We start from the raw sequence: 16,049 nt of genomic DNA, 5'->3' as shown, positions 1-16,049 counted from the left end.
CGCCTACACCGAGTTTCTGCAGTCGCGTGCTTGGCACGGAGAGCTTTCAGAAATCCTAGCGGCGATGGTTCCTTGCATGACGCTCTACCGACATCTTGGAACATCGCTGATGTCGAAGCTTCGCGACGATCACCCGTATCGTGATTGGATCACGAGTTACTCGAGCGATGAATTCGCAGAGCTTTGCCAGGGGCTTGAGCGTCTGCTCGACGAAGTTGCGTCAGACACCGTTGCAGTGAGAGACGCGTACCGGTACGCCATGCAGTGTGAGTTCGATTTTTTTACCGCCCCGCTTGAGACCGCATCATTGAATTAGTGTTCGGCCGGATGCTTGAGCGTTGGCAGCGCGGTTTTGATGGCGATGGTGAAGACCATTAAGCCGAAAGCCCAGATGCCGACGGTGACTTTCCATTCGAGTTGACTGGGCACGTACTCGACGATCTCGTGCAGCGTGCTGGGGATGAAGCCCGGGACGATCAAGCCCATGCCCTTTTCGATCCATGCACCGACGAATGCCATCACGCAAGCGGTCACGAGCAATGGTCGCCAGCGGAATCCAAGCAAACCGGGCCAGAGGAACAGCAAGGCCGCTGAGATGTTCAGAGCAATCGCGGTCCAGGTCCATGGAACGAGAGCTGTCTTGCCGTGCAGGCCAAAGAAGAGGTACTTCGCGGCGCTGACGTGAGAGCCGCCGGTGTAGAACTCGGTGAACAGTTCCGATGCGACCATCAGCAGATTGATCAAAATCGTGACGCGGATGATTTTGGTCAGTGTGGCGATCGGATGATCGAGGCCGCCGACACCGGTCAGTCGTTTGATCAGCACCATCGACACGATGATGAACGCGGGACCGGACACAAACGCGGACGCGAGGAAGCGTGGTGCAAGCAATGCCGTGTTCCAAAACGGTCGTCCGCCAAGGCCGCAGTACAGGAACGCGGTGACGGTGTGAATCGAGATCGCCCACACGATCGAAAGCATTACAAACGGGATGTACCACGTCGGGTTGGGTTTGCGTCCGAGGAACCGCATGTAAAGCAGATAGCCGCAGATGTGCAGGTTCAGGACGAGGTAACCGTTCAGCACGATCACGTCCCATGTCAACATCGAGATCGGCCAGTTGAATTTGCCGATGACGGGCATCATGTGCCAGAAACGATCGGGACGCCCGAGGTCGGCGACGACAAACATCAAGCACATCACGATCGCGGCGATGGCCAGCAGTTCGCCGATGATGACGACGTCGTGCATCTTGCGGTCATGATACAGGTACGCCGGGATCACCATCATGACTCCGCCGGCCGCAAGTCCCACCATGAAGGTGAAGTTGGCGATGTACAGTCCCCACGAAACTTGATCGGTCATGTTGGTGCCGACCATGCCGCCGGCAACTTGGTTCGCCCAAGCGTTCGCACCGACCAAGAACAACGCGGTCAACATGGTCATCCATGCGTAAAACGCAAGCGACCCTTCGGTGGCGAGCCACAGCGACCGTCCGATGAATTTCGGGTAGCTCGTGATGTGGGATTCGTTGTCGCCGGGTTCGGTGATATCCGGCGGGGCGGTGATGCTGCTCATAGCGTTTCTCGGTAGCGGAAGTCGTCAAGACTTTCGTGATGGAGACGGGGGCCGAAACTCTTGACGAGTTCCGCTACGGTGGGTCAGTCGAAGTAATAAAAGAACGCGGGTTTCGTGCCGAGTTCTTCTTTGAGGATGTAGACGCGTTTGTTCTCGAGGATCCAGCGGATGTTGGAATCCTTGTCGAGGATGTTGCCGAAGACGCGAGCACCGGTGGGGCAGGCTTCCAAACAAGCGGGCAACTTGCCGCGTCGTGTTCGGTGCAAGCAGTACGTGCACTTCTCGACCACGCCGACCGGGCGGATACGGTTACTCAAGTAGCTTTGGTCGGGATTGACCTCTTCGGCAGGCACTTCGGGCTTCTTCCAATTGAAACGCCGTGCGTGATACGGACATGCTGCTTCGCAGTACCGGCAACCGATGCACCAGTTGTAGTCAACGACCACGATGCCATCTTCTTCTTTCCACGTCGCCTTCACCGGGCAAACGTCGACGCACGGTGGCTCGTCGCATTGTTGGCATTGAACAGGCAGGTAGAACTTGTCGTCCTTGGGAACTGTTCCGGTGTACGTCGTGCTGCCTTTTTCCATGTCCATCGTGCCTTTGGGCATTTCGATAACGCGGATGTAGGACTGGTTCGTATCGCGGTCGTGGTTATTTTCTTTGTGGCAGGCTTCGACGCATTTGCCGTTGCCGTTGCAAACACTCAGGTTGATCGCGTAGACGAACTTCGTTCCTGGGATCGGTCGATCGTCAGCAATCGTGACGTCCGCGCCGTACTTCTCTTTCGTTTCCGCTTCGAGACGCGCGATCACGTCCGCTTTTTGCTCGGGCGATAGCTCGGTGTAATGCTGTTGCATGAACTCCGCGGCCGTCGTGTTTTTGGCAGCTTGCCGTAGCGGTGAAATTGCGGCGACAAAAGCACCCGCGCCCAACGTTGCGAACGCACCTTTGACGGCCGCACGGCGAGTGAAGTTCTCGACGATCGGTAGGGAAGGCCTGCTGGGGTTCTTAGTGGTCGTCATGAGATTCCGCTCCTTCGTGGTCCTGGTGATCGTCAAGCGGGGCGTTGAAGCGGTCTTTCGGTTTGAAACCGACGACCATTTTGGGATAGCTCGGTGCGTGCGGATCGTGGCAGTCGATGCAGTTGTTCTTCATCTGGGGACCACGACTCAAATCCCAGTGCCCGTTCATGCCGCCGTGAGCACCGTGGGCGAACGATTCGGCTTGCTTGCTGTGGCACTGTGAGCACAGCGTCATGACGTTTTCGTACGCGACTGATTTTCCATCGGCTAAACGCAGTGCGTCGGAATCGTCAGGGTTGTGGCAGGCGTAGCAAGCGATCTTGCCGTGATTGAAAGTCATGCCTTGATGAAATTCGTCCAGCGTCGCGGCCGACACGTTTTCCAGGTTCGGTTTACGGACGGCGTGGCAAGTCGAACAAGCGACGCTGCCGGTTCGGCCCTGCGGGTCCATGCCGGCCAGTTCGATCCGTGGTGGACCGGATGGCTTGCGGATGATGACGGGGTGTGTCGTCGTTGCTTCGCTCGGTAACTGTGCGACCTGGGGCGTTTCTTCAGGAGCGGCGTGCGTATTCGCTCGCGTGCCGGACTGCCAGACGGCCACCAGCAACATCGAAGCGATCAAACAAACCACGCCCGCGAAAATCAGATTTGCGATTCGCGGCATGTAATTCTGTTCCAAATGAGGTTTCGCTGTTGACCCGTAATGTATACATTCAGGTGCGCCTTAGCGATACCTCAGATTTGATCACACATCCACTTTTCAGGAATGCAAGCTCGGTGCCAATCAGCGGACTCGTCGTCACCTTTCGGTCATCGGTCGCGGAACACGCGGACAGCATCGAGCGAATCGCTGCCATCCCTGAGATTGACGTCGGCGAATCCGCTGGCAGCAAGTTGGCGATTGTGGTCGATTCAGAAACCAAACGCCGCGATCAAGAAATTTGGGAGTCGGTACAACAGATGCCAGGAGTGGTTGACTTAGCCGTCGCCATGGTCGCATTTGATGAAGATGCCGAGACCGATAAACATGATGCAATCAGGAACGAAACATGATGGACTCTAAGCGTCGAAATTTCTTGAAGTCGGCCGCGATGGCCGCCGCCGGTTCGATGGTCGCCGGCAATACTTCGCTGCCGGTCGTTCATGCCGATCAAGCCGTCGACGATTTGCCGACCGGCGAGGGCATGGAATGGAACAAAGCACCGTGTCGTTTCTGCGGCACCGGATGCCATGTGCAAGTTGGTGTGGAAGACGGCCGCGTCGTCGCGATCGCTGGCGACAAGGCAGCCGACGTCAACAAGGGCTTGCTGTGCGTTAAAGGCTATCACGTCGGCGGCATCTTGTACGGCAAGGATCGTTTGACGCAGCCGCTCCTGCGACAAGACGACGGTAGCTTGAAAGCGATCGAGTGGGACAAAGCAATCGAGATCATTGCCAAACGCATCTTTGATTCGCCAGAGACTTTCGCGTTCTACGGCAGCGGGCAGTGGACGATCCCAGAAGGTTACGCCGCACAAAAATTCATGAAGGGCGGATTGGGCAACAACCACATCGACCCCAACGCACGGCTGTGCATGGCGTCGGCTGTGACCGGGTTCTTGGCTACTTATGGCGTTGACGAACCGGCCGGCTGCTACCAAGACCTCGACGAATGCGACGTGCTGATCACGTGGGGCAACAACCCGGCCGAAATGCACCCGGTATTGTTTTCACGCGTGACCGATCGGCGTTCGCGCGGCGAGACGGTTCGCATCATCGACATCGGCACTCGTCGAACTCGCACGACTGATGCGGCCAACGACTACTTGGAAATGAAGCCGCACGGCGATGTCGCGATCTCGCTGGGCATCATGCATCTGTTGATCGAGAACGACAATTACGACAAGTCGTTTGTTGAGAAACACTGCAACTTCCGCGGCGCGGAGGAACTGACGCCGACCTTGCAAGGCGAGCAAATTAGCGAAGACGACTTTCGCAAACGCATCGCCAAGTACACGCCAGAACTCGTCGAAGAGCTTTCGGGCGTTCCGGCGGATAGCATCCGCATGCTGGCCGATTTGTTCGGCAATCATGACATTCGCATCACATCGCTGTGGTGCATGGGCATGAACCAGCACACGATGGGCACCGCGATCAATTCGCTGGTTCACGGCGTGCACCTATTGTCCGGTCACTTCGGTCGTCCCGGCGACGCACCAACGAGTTTGACTGGTCAACCGTCGGCTTGCGGCACGGTTCGCGAAGTCGGCACGCTAGCTCATGCGTTGCCCGGTGGCCGCGTGGTTGCGAAGCCTGAGCATCGCGAGCAGTGCGAAGGTTTCTGGAATGTTCGCGAAGGCAGCATCAACGAAGTGCCCGGTTACCACACCGTGAAGATGTTCGAGCAGTTCACTACGCCAACGTCCGATGGTGGCGACATCACGACGATGTTCGTGCAGGTCACCAACCCCGGCCAAACCTTGCCGAACTTGAACGCCCTTTTCAACGACAAGAAAGGCCTCGAAGATAAGTTCCTGATTGTTAGTGACGTTTACCCGACCGCGACGACTGCGCTCGCGGATCTAATTCTGCCCGCCGCAATGTGGGTGGAAAAGAACGGGATGTTCGGCAACAGCGAACGTCGAACTCAACAGTGGTTCAAGATGGTCGATCCGCCCGGCGAGGCTCGTGATGACACTTGGATGACAATCGCGATCGCCCACAAGTTGTTCGAGATGGGCCACGAAGGCATGAAGGACAGAGATGGCGATTTCATTTTTGCGGTCAAAGACGACGACGGCCAAGAAATTCCGGTTTGGGAATTCGATCGTTACTACGACACCAACGTCGACAAGCATCTGTTCGAGGAATACCGTCTGTTCACGACGATGAAGCACAAGAACTTGGCCCCGTACGAGGAATACGTCAAAGCCCGCGGATTACGTTGGCCAGTGGTCGAGCAAGAGGACGGATCCTGGCGCGAGACCAAATTCCGCTTCTCGGGATTCGACGATCCGTTCGTCAAGGAAGGCCAGGAGTTTGACTTTTATCATTCGTCTTCGGATGACGGCCGTGCTCAGATTTGGTTCCACGAGTACGCTCCACCGCCGGAAATGCCCGACGATGAATTTCCGATGTGGCTTTGTACCGGACGAGTGCTTGAGCATTGGCACACCGGCACGATGACACGTCGTCTCGCACCTCTGAACCGAGCGATGCCGACGGCTTATGTCGAAATGCACATGGAAGACGCCAAGGCGGCCAACATTCGTCAGGGGGAAGTGGTCACCATCGAATCACGCCGCGGTGTTTGCGATTTGCCGGTCTGGATCGACGGTCGCGGCCGACCGCCACGCGGCACAGTCTTTGTTCCGTTCTTTGACGAGACCAAGCTGATCAACAACGTGACACTTGACGCGCACGACCCATTCTCGAAACAACCCGACTACAAGAAGTGCGCTGTCCGAGTCGTTAAGAAGGCGGATGCCAAGGTGTCATCATGAATCGACTGACGACAATCTTTCTTTCGCTGGTCATGGCGGTCGCGGTGGTCGGATACTTCGTCGGCCTCGGCGATGGCGTACCCAAGCCGGATGGTTTGTACGATTCTCCTTTGCTCGATCGCGAGCTGTCGGCAACGGTGGCAAGTGAAGTGAAGCTGATTCCGGCGGTCAGCTACGCGGAAATCGCGAGCACGCCGATGGGGCCGACGAAGCCATGGCAGGGGATGCCTCAAGCGTTACCGGGCGCGGACTACGATCTGTATACGAAGATCGAACCGAGTGAGGCTGAAAAAGAAGCATCGAGCAAGCTCCGCGCGTCGCGTCGCGCCTTCAACGGCGCGCCGCCGATCATCCCTCACCCCGTCGAGAACACAACGGATGCCGCTTGCTATGCATGCCATTCCAACGGAGTGAAGATGGCGGGCCTGAAAGCCAGCGTGATGTCGCACCAATTCCTGGGCAACTGCGTGCAGTGCCACGCTCCGATGGCACCCGCACCGTTTCAAGACGTTGATGCGAGCGTCGATACCAGCTTCGTTGGTTTGCCAGCACCAAAACAAGGCAAGCGAGCTTATCAGGGGGCACCGCCGACGATCCCGCATTCGCAGTGGATGCGTGAGAGCTGCAATGCGTGTCACGGTGGCCCGCATGGATGGGCTGGCATGGAATCGACTCACCCGTGGCGAACGAACTGCACCCAGTGTCACGCTCCGTCGGCAACGCTCGATCAAATGCCCGAAGCCGACATCGTTCCGATGTTGCCGCCGCTTGATGTGGTTGCGAAGTAGTTGGAGAAAAATTGACGCAGAGACGCAAGAGCCGGGGAGACGCAGAGAACGAGTGGGAGAGTGGCAACGCAAAGTTGGTATTTATGAAAAGATTCTTCTCTGCGCTCAAACGGCTGCTCTCGGCGGCTCTCCGTCTCCCCGTCTCTGCGTCAAAATTTCTCTTCGCACGCTCCAAGCCCAACCAAAGCCGACGCGATCTTTTGCAAGGTCGTCTGTGGAAATTCATTCCATCGAACAAGTTCGCACCGCTGGTGATGCGATACCCGAAGCCGGAAGTAGAATCATCTCCGGAAGTAAAGCCGCGAAGTATCGGTGGCATCAACATTGACCCAGTCCCGCCGACGAACTTGGGGGGCAAAGCGTTCTCGCAAACGATCCCGGTTTTCCGTCCGCCCGGTGCCATTGACGAGTACCAGTTCCTTGCCGGTTGCACGCGATGTGGTGACTGCATCACCGCGTGTCCTTACGATGCGATTGTCAAAGCTCCCGCGCGAACCGGCAGCGTTGCCGGCACACCCATCATCGAAGCCGACACGTCTGCGTGCATGATGTGCGACGACTTTCCTTGCATCGCATCGTGTGAACCCGGCGTGTTGGTTGATTCGATTCCACCGATCATGGGCACGGCAAAAGTGACTGAGCATCTGTGCCTCGCTCATCACTCAACGACATGCACCGTGTGCAGCGAACGATGTCCCGTCGACGGAGCGATCGCGGTCACCGACGGCAAGCCAACGATCAACGAAGATACCTGCACCGGATGCGGCGTGTGCCGCTACGTTTGCCCAGCACCCGAAAACGCGATCCTGTTGATGCCCGCATTCTCACGTCCTGGATCACCCAACGCATGACATCGAAAAAACTAACGCTGGAAGATCTGGAAAACAACGAACCGCTACCGGAAATCCTGCAAGCCGAATGGGCCAAGGACCAAGTCTTGCAGTTGTTTGCCGATCTGGCCGGTGGTGCTGACGTTCAACAGGTGCAAATGAAATCGCACGCAACCGATGCTGCTGTCACGTTAGCGACCGCTGAAGCCGCATTCGCCGCCGACGAAGCACAAGCGATCCAAGTGCGATACGTCTTCGAGGGCGAGATGTGGTGCGACACCATCATGCCCGGCAATCCAACCACGAAGATCATTCGCAACAGGCTTCCGAATGTTCACTAGACCGCAGTCACAGTTTGGGCGATTTGTAGCGATGAATCGCCGCCACATCAATCGAAAGCAACGCTTAGTGCCGATGACAACGATTGACTTCCTTTAGGCGGGAGGGCACTGATGGCAAATGGTCGGACGCACTTTCAAGGATGAATCACGATGATGTTTGATAGCTACGATACTTACGCCACTGGGCGCGACGGTGAGATCCTGCATTTCGACATCGTTGTCGCTGCGGGAACGCCGAAGCCGGTTGTCGAAATGCTCGCCGCGAAATATGCGGAAAGCCAATCGCCCGAGGTCGAAACAGAATTGGTTTCAAGAACATCCACTTTGCCGACCGAACTTGCGATGGACCAGCGGGCTGCCGTGAAACAACACGGCTTCGCGATCGCGTCTTATAGCGACCGAAGAAGGATGGCAGCCTAAGGGTGTCAACTCGCGGTGACACGCATGTTGGTTGCTCAGTTCTTCCGTTGACTCTGACTTTCATTGCTTTATTCTGTTGATTCGATCGACGCACGACGAGACTGTGAGCGGACGCAGCCTTGCATGATGCCGATCGGATCTATTGATAGGCGGATGGTCTTGGATGCGTGCATGCAAATGGCTTGGGATTGAACTGGTCGAAGTGAGTTGGGCGGAAAAAACCGTTTCCGCTGTTGGGTCTTGCTTGGCGATCTTCTGTGTGTTTTGCGTCACGCGTTACAGCTTGCCGGCCGTCGCCGCGGCGGGTGTGATCGGGTCGATGGGCGCGACAGCAGTGTTGCTGTATGCCGTGCCACATAGTCCGCTGTCGCAGCCTTGGCCATTGATCGGTGGCCACACGATCTCAGCAATCATTGGCGTGTGTTGCGCCCACTCTGTCGACAACACCGCCGTAGCCACCGCACTCGCCGTGGGACTGGCGATCGGCGTGATGTATCAATGCAAGTGCATTCATCCGCCCGGTGGCGCAACCGCGTTCACTGCCGTGATGGGCGGTTCGGCGATCCATGACCTGGGATTTTATTTTGTCCTGTACCCAGTGCTACTCAATGCCACCGTCATGCTGGTACTTGCGATCGTGATCAACTATCCGTTCCGCTGGCGACGTTATCCGGCTTTCTTGGTGCGCCGATTCGATGAAGCTGAGCCTGAGAACTTGCAAGTTTCGGAGGACGTTCACAAGCACGTCTTGGCCTCCATCCGGTCGCTCGATTCGTTCGTCGATGTCAGCGAAGATGATTTGCTGTACCTCGCAAGCGACATCGCGGCTCGTGTGGGCAACACGAATGGAAGTGAGGCTGTTGCCGTGCAACGGAGTGTTTCATCCGATCGCTGGAACGACGTGGCTAGCGACGAGCCGGAACGCACGCTAACGCCCTGACGTCGGCTAGCGAGCTCTCATTCGACCAGCGGAATGATCGGGTTAGTCGAATTCAGCAATCCCGCGATCGTGACTTTTGCAAACGCTTCTTCCGTCGCCGCGTAGGCACGGTCCAGTTCCGCGTGCAGCGGGCACAGTGACGTGTGGGATTGCAAATTCAACGGGCAGTTACAAATTCGCCCGAGCGGTTCCACCGCGTCGACGATGTCCAGGATTGTGATCGCTTCGGCTGATCGGGCGAGCGAATAGCCGCCCTGGGAGCCGCATCGCGACTCCACCAGATCTGCGTTTGCCAAGTTTTGCATCACGCGGTGCAGGTAGCGACGCGGGATCTTTGTGATGCCAGCGATCTCTTCGGCGGACGAGGGCGTTTTGCCGCAGGCGGCTTGGCCGGCCAAGCAGGTCACTGCTCGAAGGGCATATTCAGTGGTTTTTGAGAGCATCGTGGAGGTCAGACGGAGGAAAAAGCATCGACACCCCGAACATACACCTTGACGTACACAATAGAAAGTATACCTTTGGGTGAATGTCTTGAGGCGACGCGAATGATGGCGTCGGATTCTTCCCACCAACTGCCCCTCCAACGAGAAACCTGTTCATGCTGAGCGAAAAAACGATTCGGATTGTCAAAGAGATCACGCCACTGGTTGCCGCCAACGCGGAAACCATCACGCGTCGGTTTTACGAACGGATGTTCGAGGCGAATCCGGAAGTGAAAGTGTTTTTCAACCAAGCCCACCAGCACACCGGTGGTCAGCAAAAGGCTCTCGCGGGTGCGATCTGTGCCTACTTCACTCACATCGACAATCCCGCCGTGCTGATGCCGGCCGTGGAATTGATCGCACAAAAGCACGTGTCGCTTGGCATCAAGGCGGAGCACTATCCGATCGTCGGCAGCAATCTGCTCGGCGCGATCGGCGATGTGATGGGTGATGCCGCCACGCCCGAGATCGTCGAAGCGGTTGGCGAAGCTTATGGATTCCTCGCCGACATCTTCATCGGTCGCGAAGGTGCGATCTACGAAGAACAAGCATCAGCACCCGGCGGATGGAACGGCACGCGAACCTTTGTTGTCGCCAAGAAGGTCCCCGAGAGCGACATCGTGACGTCGTTCTACTTGAAGCCCGAAGACGAAGGACCGCTGCCACCTTTCAAACCCGGCCAATACATCACGGTCCACATCGACCACCCACATACGCCGACATCGCCACGCAACTACAGCCTTTCGGACTGTGCCAGCCAACCTCACTACCGCATCAGCGTTAAACGCGAAGAACGTCTCGCCGCCGATGCGCCCGATGGATTGATTTCCAATCACCTGCACGATGGCATCGAGGAAGGCCACACCATCCAGCTCGGCCCGCCGTGTGGCGAGTTCACTGTTGATCCTAATGAAGTCGCCAAACCGGTCGTCCTGATCGCCGGCGGCATCGGTGTGACGCCATTGTTGTCGATGGCGAAGTCGATCATTCACGCCAATCCCGATGCGCAGGTTACCTTCATTCAAGCCGCTCGCAACAGCAAGGTGCAAGCGTTCGCTGACGAACTCGCCAGCCTGTCACAAGCCGGATCAAACGTTCGCACCAAAGTCATATACGACGCACCGCTTCCGGGCGATGTCGAAGACGGCAAGTGCGACGGTACCGGTTTCGTCACGACGGACTTGCTCCGCGACTGGACACCGTTTGCCGACGCGGACTTTTACTTCTGCGGTCCCAAGCCGTTCATGCAGAACATGCATGCGTGCCTGCAAGAACTCGGCGTCGACGAACATCGCGTTCGTTACGAATTTTTTGGCCCCAAGGAAGAACTGGTCACCGCGTAACGCAGGATTCCTCGTAAACGCTGAGAGCCGACGGCGATAACCGCAGGTTCCACACTCCCTGATCCATACTCGACACCCGCGGTTAGCGCCGTCGGCTCACAAGAGATACCCCCCATGAAACGCTTGTGGATGGCCTTCGCGGCCGTGATGATCGTCTCCTTCCTAATCCTTGGCTGGATTGGGACACGAATCTATCAAGAGATGCCGCCGATTCCCGATAAGTATGTCACGACCGATGGCGTGACGCTGATCGACAGCGGAGAAGTTGGCGAGGGTCAAAATGTTTGGCAGTCGCTTGGCGGAATGCAGGTCGGCTCCATTTGGGGTCACGGCAGTTACGTCGCTCCGGACTGGACCGCCGATTGGTTGCATCGTGAATCCGTGTTCATTCTCGACAAGTGGTCGAGTGCTGAGTTTAGTCAGCCGTTCGCTCAACTCGATTCCGAACGACAAGCCCAACTGAGCGGTCGTTTGTCGGACCTGATGCGAACCAACACGTTCGACGAATCCAGTGGTATTGTCACGATTGACCCGCTGCGGGCCGAAGCGTTCAACGCCAATGTCGATCACTACCGAACCGTGTTCATCGACGGCAACGCGGACTACGCCATTCCCGCCAATTCGATCTCCAGCGAAGAGCGACTGCGTAAGTTCTCGGCGTTCGTGTTTTGGACATCGTGGGCCGCTTCCACAACCCGTCCAAACGACATCGCGAGCTACACGAACAACTGGCCCCACGAGCCGTTGGTTGGAAATCGACCGACCGGCGACAACATTGTTTGGACGGGCGTCAGCGTCATCATGCTGCTGGCGGGCATTTCCGGGATGGCTTGGTGGTACGCATCGCGGCGTGAAGAAGAAGAGAAGCCCGACAGCATTCCCTCCTACGATCCGCTGTCCCGCTGGCAAGCGACGCCATCGCAAAAAGCAACGATCAAGTACTTTTGGATCGTCGCAGCGTTAATCTTTGCTCAGATGGGACTCGGGATTGTCACTGCCCACTACGGTGTCGAAGGGGAAGGCTTTTACGGCTTTCCGTTGGCTGAGTATTTGCCCTACAGCGTCTCCCGAACTTGGCACGTTCAAATCGGATTGTTTTGGATTGCCACCGCTTGGCTTGCTTCGGGATTGTTCATCGGTCCGTTGGTCAGCAATCACGAACCAAAGTTTCAGCGACTCGGCGTAAACGTTCTGTTCGGTGCGTTGCTGTTGGTCGTCGTCGGGTCGCTGGCCGGTGAATGGTTGAGCGTCAAGAACTACATGAGCGACACCGTGTCGTTTTACCTCGGTCACCAAGGATACGAGTATGTCGAACTCGGCCGCGTATGGCAGATCGGATTGATGGTCGGCTTGCTGCTGTGGCTGGTGTTGATGCTTCGAGTGCTATGGCCGGCGCTGCGGCAAAAAGGCGACCCAAACTCCACCGAAGCCAATTCGCAGCGTCACCTCGTCGCTTTGCTTGCCGTTGCGACCGGAGCGATTGCGTTGTTCTACGGAGCCGGTTTGACATGGGGTCAACACTCGCACCTGACAATGGTCGAGTACTGGCGATGGTGGGTCGTTCACTTGTGGGTCGAAGGCTTCTTTGAAGTCTTTGCCACCACCGTGATCGCGTTCGTATTCATGCGGTTGAACCTCGTTCGTCCAGGACTGGCTGCTGCGGCGGCGCTGTTGGCCGCGACGATCTTCTTGTCCGGCGGTATCATCGGGACACTGCACCACCTGTATTTCTCTGGCACACCGACCGTGGCACTCGCTTGGGGATCGGTGTTCAGTGCCCTGGAAGTTGTGCCGCTGACGCTGATCGGGTTTGACGCGATGGAAGACCTTCGTCGCAGCAAGTCATCACCGTGGGTACAACGCTACAAGTGGCCGATCTACTTCTTCGTCTCCGTGGCGGTTTGGAACATGATCGGTGCAGGCATCTTTGGGTTCATGATCAACCCACCGATCGCCCTGTACTACATGCAAGGTTTGAACACGACTCCGCTTCATGCACACGCGGCACTATTCGGCGTGTACGGGATGCTTGGCATTGGGTTGATGCTGATGTGTTTACGAGTGTTGATTCCCGGCCGACCGTGGAAAGACGGCATGTTGAAGATCGGATTCTGGGGCATGAACATCGGGCTTGCCGCGATGTGCCTGCTGAGCCTCTTGCCGGTCGGTCTGTTGCAAACCAAAGCATCCGTTGAAAGCGGTTACTGGTTCGCCCGCAGCAGCGAGTTCATGCAAACCGATTTGATGCAAACACTCCGGTGGATGAGAGTTCCTGGCGACACGATCTTCTTCCTCGGCGCGGTTGCTCTTGTCTGGTTCATCTTCGGACTCTGGACCGGCCATTCGTTCTCGAAGAAACCGGATGGATTCGACCCACCCGAAAACGAAGGAGAAGACACGTCGGAGTCAATCGGCGCACTGGAACGTGAGCCTGCACTGATGAGCTGAGCTGAATCAAAAGACGATTGGTCGAAGATTGTTGGTAGAAGATTTTCACTTGTCGTCTTTCGGTTCTTTTCCATTTTCCACCAGTAATTTTCTACCAATTCATCTTTCTAGGAAACCCACTGATGCTAACCCTCGATTCCGATCAAACCGTTGGCGACTTCGTTCGCCAGAAACCAACCCGCGCTCGTGTTTTTGAGTCGCTCAAAATCGACTATTGCTGTGGCGGCAAGATTTCGCTCAACCGTGCTTGCGAAAAACGCGGCATTGCGGTCGACCAAGTGCTGCAAGCAATCACGACAAACGATGCTCAAGCCGACACAGACACGCTGGTGGATGTCGACGCAATGGGATTGACCGAACTGGCTGATCACATCGAAACCACTCACCACGCCTATCTTCGTGAAGAGCTGCCTCGGCTCGATTTCATGACCGAGAAGGTCTCGCGAGTCCACGGAGACAAGGACGAGCGGCTATTCAAGATGCGTGAGGCCTTCGTCGCCCTCAAAGCAGAACTGGAACCACACATGATGAAAGAGGAGAAGATCCTGTTTCCGATCGTGCGTCAAATGGAAGCGTCAGCCCAGCGGCAAGAGAACCACTGTGGCAGCGTCGCCAATCCGATTCGCCAAATGGAACACGAGCATGACCAAGCGGGTAATGCACTGGCGATCTTGAGTGAGTCCACCGACGGCTACACGCCGCCCGAGTGGGCCTGCAACACGTACCGTGCGATGCTGGATTCACTCGCGCAACTCCAACGCGACATGCATCAGCACATCCACAAGGAGAACAACGTGTTGTTTCCTAAAGCGATTGAACTCGAACAAGGCGAAGGTTGAAACGATGACCATGGCCACTCATCCGAAAGCTGCTTCGCACGCCAAGCCTCCTACCGCAATGCCGGGCGAGAAACTCGACGCATCCAAGATGCCGGGGCATTGGCTGCTGGCACGCATGGGCAAGCGAGTCTTGCGCCCCGGTGGTATCGAACTGACCCGACGGATGCTTGATTCATTGATGATTTCATCCTCCGACACGGTCGTCGAACTCGCACCGGGGTTGGGCACCACGGCTCGCATGACACTGGCGAAGCGCCCGGCCGCGTACATCGCCGTCGAACGCGACCCTGACGCGGCGGCTCAAGTGCAAGCTCTGGTGTCCGATCGGCGTGACCGCTGCGTCCAAGGCAATGCGGCACAAACAGGTTTGCCAAGCGAATCAGCCGACGTGGTCTACGGCGAAGCGATGTTGACGATGCAAGTCGCCAGTCAAAAAAAGGCGATCGCCGAAGAAGCCTGGCGAATTCTACGTCCCGGCGGTCGTTACGCGATTCACGAACTCGGTTTGATGCCGGACGACCTCGATGAATCGCTCAAGGACGCGATCATGCAAGATGTCTCCGAAGCGATCCACGTCGGCGCTCGTCCGCTGACCGTTTCGGAGTGGCGGCAAACGCTCGAAGCGGCCGGATTGCGTGTCGATTCATCGACGTGCGTGACCGCTCCGATGCACTTATTGGAACCGCGGCGTGTCCTGGCCGATGAAGGTTTCTTCGGCACCGCTCGGATCGCTTTCAACGTATTGCGAACACCCGCCGCACGAAAACGAATTCACGCGATGCGTCGCGTTTTTCGCCGTTATGAAGATCACCTTTGCGCCGTCACGATGGTCGGCCAGAAATCTTAAATTTCCCCAACTTTAAAGAACGTAATGATGATTCGTTACCTCACCCTCATCCAATTCACCGACCAAGGTGCTCGCAATGTGGACAAATCGGTTCAGCGTGCATCGGACTTTGGACAGTCTGTCAGTGACGCTGGCGGCAAGCTGGTCTCGCAAGTTTGGACCGTTGGCCAGTACGACGGTTGCGTCGTGTTTGAAACGCCTGATGAAGCGACCGGTTCTGCTTTGTTGATCAACCTCGCTAAAGACGGCAACGTGCGTACGCAGACGATGCGTTGCTACGACAACCAAGAATTCGAGAACGTATTGAAGGCGGTATCATGAGCGACCTAGCGAAAACCTACCTGGACGTTGCCGCGGAAGTCGAAATTCAAGCCGGCGGAACGATCAGCAAAACGCTGCACCAGGACGACGGATTGAAAGTGGTTCTGTTCGGCTTCGACGCCGGCCAAGAGCTGTCCGAACACACCGCCGCGGTTCCCGCGATCCTGCAGTTTCTCGATGGTGACGCCACGGTGACCTTGGGTGACGAAACGATCCACGCATCGACGGGCACGTTCGTTCACATGGCCGCCAATCTGTCGCACAGCATCACGGCGAATACGCCAACAAAGATGCTTTTATTGCTGCTCAAGGGAGCGAAGTCGAATGCGTAGATCCAGGATGGATTTTGGTAGAAACATTGAAGG

The 16,049-nt window shown here is 56.7% G+C and carries 18 protein-coding genes; 14 read left to right on the top strand and 4 right to left on the bottom strand.

The features are described from left to right. Nucleotides 1-316, top strand: a 316-nt coding sequence (locus RE6C_RS16750; protein WP_039962321.1) for a thiaminase II/PqqC family protein, incomplete at its 5' end; no start/stop codon positions are given. Here the strand turns inward: RE6C_RS16750 and dsrP are convergent. The 3 genes from dsrP to RE6C_RS16735 form a co-directional block, all read right to left on the bottom strand. Then, nucleotides 313-1,578, bottom strand: coding sequence for a sulfate reduction electron transfer complex DsrMKJOP subunit DsrP (dsrP, locus tag RE6C_RS16745; RefSeq protein ID WP_008658355.1), 1,266 nt, complete (start codon nucleotides 1,576-1,578; stop codon nucleotides 313-315). The genes RE6C_RS16750 and dsrP overlap by 4 nt on opposite strands. Nucleotides 1,579-1,661: 83 nt before the next feature. Next, a complete protein-coding gene (locus RE6C_RS16740) occupies nucleotides 1,662-2,603 on the bottom strand; it encodes a 4Fe-4S dicluster domain-containing protein (RefSeq protein ID WP_008658354.1) in 942 nt (313 codons plus the stop codon). Continuing rightward, nucleotides 2,590-3,267, bottom strand: a complete 678-nt coding sequence (locus RE6C_RS16735; RefSeq protein WP_008658353.1) for a cytochrome c3 family protein — start codon at nucleotides 3,265-3,267, stop codon at nucleotides 2,590-2,592. The genes RE6C_RS16740 and RE6C_RS16735 overlap by 14 nt, the downstream gene beginning before the upstream one ends. A gap of 113 nt (nucleotides 3,268-3,380) precedes the next feature. On the opposite strand from RE6C_RS16735, the gene RE6C_RS16730 reads away from it, so the two are divergent. The 7 genes from RE6C_RS16730 (at nucleotide 3,381) to RE6C_RS16700 (ending at nucleotide 9,404) form a co-directional block, all read left to right on the top strand. Next, nucleotides 3,381-3,656: a chaperone NapD gene (locus RE6C_RS16730; protein WP_008658352.1), complete on the top strand. Its 276-nt coding sequence runs from the start codon at nucleotides 3,381-3,383 to the stop codon at nucleotides 3,654-3,656. Beyond that, nucleotides 3,653-6,085, top strand: a complete 2,433-nt coding sequence (locus tag RE6C_RS16725; RefSeq protein ID WP_008658351.1) for a molybdopterin-dependent oxidoreductase — start codon at nucleotides 3,653-3,655, stop codon at nucleotides 6,083-6,085. Before RE6C_RS16730 ends, RE6C_RS16725 begins: the two co-directional genes overlap by 4 nt. Continuing rightward, a complete protein-coding gene (locus tag RE6C_RS16720) occupies nucleotides 6,082-6,873 on the top strand; it encodes a diheme cytochrome c (RefSeq protein WP_008658350.1) in 792 nt (263 codons plus the stop codon). The genes RE6C_RS16725 and RE6C_RS16720 overlap by 4 nt, the downstream gene beginning before the upstream one ends. A 254-nt stretch (nucleotides 6,874-7,127) precedes the next feature. Beyond that, on the top strand, nucleotides 7,128-7,724 hold the full coding sequence (locus tag RE6C_RS16715) for a 4Fe-4S dicluster domain-containing protein (RefSeq protein ID WP_236618279.1): 597 nt from the start codon (nucleotides 7,128-7,130) through the stop codon (nucleotides 7,722-7,724). Beyond that, a complete protein-coding gene (locus RE6C_RS16710) occupies nucleotides 7,721-8,044 on the top strand; it encodes a hypothetical protein (RefSeq protein ID WP_008658347.1) in 324 nt (107 codons plus the stop codon). Before RE6C_RS16715 ends, RE6C_RS16710 begins: the two co-directional genes overlap by 4 nt. Nucleotides 8,045-8,194: 150 nt before the next feature. Then, on the top strand, nucleotides 8,195-8,464 hold the full coding sequence (locus RE6C_RS16705) for a DUF2024 family protein (RefSeq protein WP_008658345.1): 270 nt from the start codon (nucleotides 8,195-8,197) through the stop codon (nucleotides 8,462-8,464). 163 nt (nucleotides 8,465-8,627) lie between these two features. Next, a complete protein-coding gene (locus tag RE6C_RS16700; protein WP_008658343.1) occupies nucleotides 8,628-9,404 on the top strand; it encodes an HPP family protein in 777 nt (258 codons plus the stop codon). A 17-nt stretch (nucleotides 9,405-9,421) separates the two neighbouring features. On the opposite strand, the gene RE6C_RS16695 is transcribed toward RE6C_RS16700, so the two are convergent. Next, entirely contained in the window at nucleotides 9,422-9,847 is a 426-nt protein-coding gene (locus tag RE6C_RS16695; RefSeq protein ID WP_039962318.1) for an RrF2 family transcriptional regulator, read from the bottom strand. A gap of 155 nt (nucleotides 9,848-10,002) precedes the next feature. Here RE6C_RS16695 and hmpA point away from each other — a divergent pair, with 155 nt between their 5' ends. From hmpA to RE6C_RS16665, 6 genes are all read left to right on the top strand, one after another. Beyond that, nucleotides 10,003-11,229: an NO-inducible flavohemoprotein gene (gene hmpA, locus RE6C_RS16690; protein WP_008658339.1), complete on the top strand. Its 1,227-nt coding sequence runs from the start codon at nucleotides 10,003-10,005 to the stop codon at nucleotides 11,227-11,229. Between the two features lie 114 nt (nucleotides 11,230-11,343). Then, the gene (locus tag RE6C_RS16685; RefSeq protein WP_008658338.1) at nucleotides 11,344-13,677 is read left to right on the top strand and encodes a nitric-oxide reductase large subunit; all 2,334 of its coding nucleotides are present in this window, start codon (nucleotides 11,344-11,346) and stop codon (nucleotides 13,675-13,677) included. Nucleotides 13,678-13,799: 122 nt separating this feature from the next. Further along, nucleotides 13,800-14,516: an iron-sulfur cluster repair di-iron protein gene (gene ric, locus RE6C_RS16680; RefSeq protein WP_008658337.1), complete on the top strand. Its 717-nt coding sequence runs from the start codon at nucleotides 13,800-13,802 to the stop codon at nucleotides 14,514-14,516. Between the two features lie 10 nt (nucleotides 14,517-14,526). Next, nucleotides 14,527-15,363 (top strand): class I SAM-dependent methyltransferase, encoded by an 837-nt coding sequence (locus RE6C_RS16675; RefSeq protein ID WP_008658336.1) that lies wholly within the window; start codon nucleotides 14,527-14,529, stop codon nucleotides 15,361-15,363. Nucleotides 15,364-15,387: 24 nt separating this feature from the next. Next, complete coding sequence (locus RE6C_RS16670) at nucleotides 15,388-15,684, top strand: GYD domain-containing protein (protein WP_008658335.1); 297 nt, start codon at nucleotides 15,388-15,390, stop codon at nucleotides 15,682-15,684. Then, nucleotides 15,681-16,016 (top strand): cupin domain-containing protein, encoded by a 336-nt coding sequence (locus RE6C_RS16665; protein ID WP_008658334.1) that lies wholly within the window; start codon nucleotides 15,681-15,683, stop codon nucleotides 16,014-16,016. The genes RE6C_RS16670 and RE6C_RS16665 overlap by 4 nt, the downstream gene beginning before the upstream one ends. Nucleotides 16,017-16,049 lie beyond the last annotated feature (33 nt).

Origin of the sequence: Rhodopirellula europaea 6C (assembly GCF_000338295.1) — a bacterium.
Classification (GTDB): domain Bacteria; phylum Planctomycetota; class Planctomycetia; order Pirellulales; family Pirellulaceae; genus Rhodopirellula; species Rhodopirellula europaea.
The sequence above is the reverse complement of the archived record's forward strand: the minus strand, read 5'-3'. Positions and strand labels throughout refer to the sequence as shown.

Coding starts and splice junctions, on each gene's coding strand:
- ric (WP_008658337.1), top strand. CDS start 13,800: ATGCTAACCCTCGATTCCGATCAAACCGTTGGCGACTTCGTTCGCCAG.
- dsrP (WP_008658355.1), bottom strand. CDS start 1,578: ATGAGCAGCATCACCGCCCCGCCGGATATCACCGAACCCGGCGACAAC.
- RE6C_RS16710 (WP_008658347.1), top strand. CDS start 7,721: ATGACATCGAAAAAACTAACGCTGGAAGATCTGGAAAACAACGAACCG.
- RE6C_RS16735 (WP_008658353.1), bottom strand. CDS start 3,267: ATGCCGCGAATCGCAAATCTGATTTTCGCGGGCGTGGTTTGTTTGATC.
- RE6C_RS16695 (WP_039962318.1), bottom strand. CDS start 9,847: ATGCTCTCAAAAACCACTGAATATGCCCTTCGAGCAGTGACCTGCTTG.
- RE6C_RS16725 (WP_008658351.1), top strand. CDS start 3,653: ATGATGGACTCTAAGCGTCGAAATTTCTTGAAGTCGGCCGCGATGGCC.
- hmpA (WP_008658339.1), top strand. CDS start 10,003: ATGCTGAGCGAAAAAACGATTCGGATTGTCAAAGAGATCACGCCACTG.
- RE6C_RS16675 (WP_008658336.1), top strand. CDS start 14,527: ATGGCCACTCATCCGAAAGCTGCTTCGCACGCCAAGCCTCCTACCGCA.
- RE6C_RS16720 (WP_008658350.1), top strand. CDS start 6,082: ATGAATCGACTGACGACAATCTTTCTTTCGCTGGTCATGGCGGTCGCG.
- RE6C_RS16740 (WP_008658354.1), bottom strand. CDS start 2,603: ATGACGACCACTAAGAACCCCAGCAGGCCTTCCCTACCGATCGTCGAG.
- RE6C_RS16670 (WP_008658335.1), top strand. CDS start 15,388: ATGATGATTCGTTACCTCACCCTCATCCAATTCACCGACCAAGGTGCT.
- RE6C_RS16705 (WP_008658345.1), top strand. CDS start 8,195: ATGATGTTTGATAGCTACGATACTTACGCCACTGGGCGCGACGGTGAG.
- RE6C_RS16685 (WP_008658338.1), top strand. CDS start 11,344: ATGAAACGCTTGTGGATGGCCTTCGCGGCCGTGATGATCGTCTCCTTC.
- RE6C_RS16715 (WP_236618279.1), top strand. CDS start 7,128: ATGCGATACCCGAAGCCGGAAGTAGAATCATCTCCGGAAGTAAAGCCG.
- RE6C_RS16665 (WP_008658334.1), top strand. CDS start 15,681: ATGAGCGACCTAGCGAAAACCTACCTGGACGTTGCCGCGGAAGTCGAA.
- RE6C_RS16700 (WP_008658343.1), top strand. CDS start 8,628: ATGCGTGCATGCAAATGGCTTGGGATTGAACTGGTCGAAGTGAGTTGG.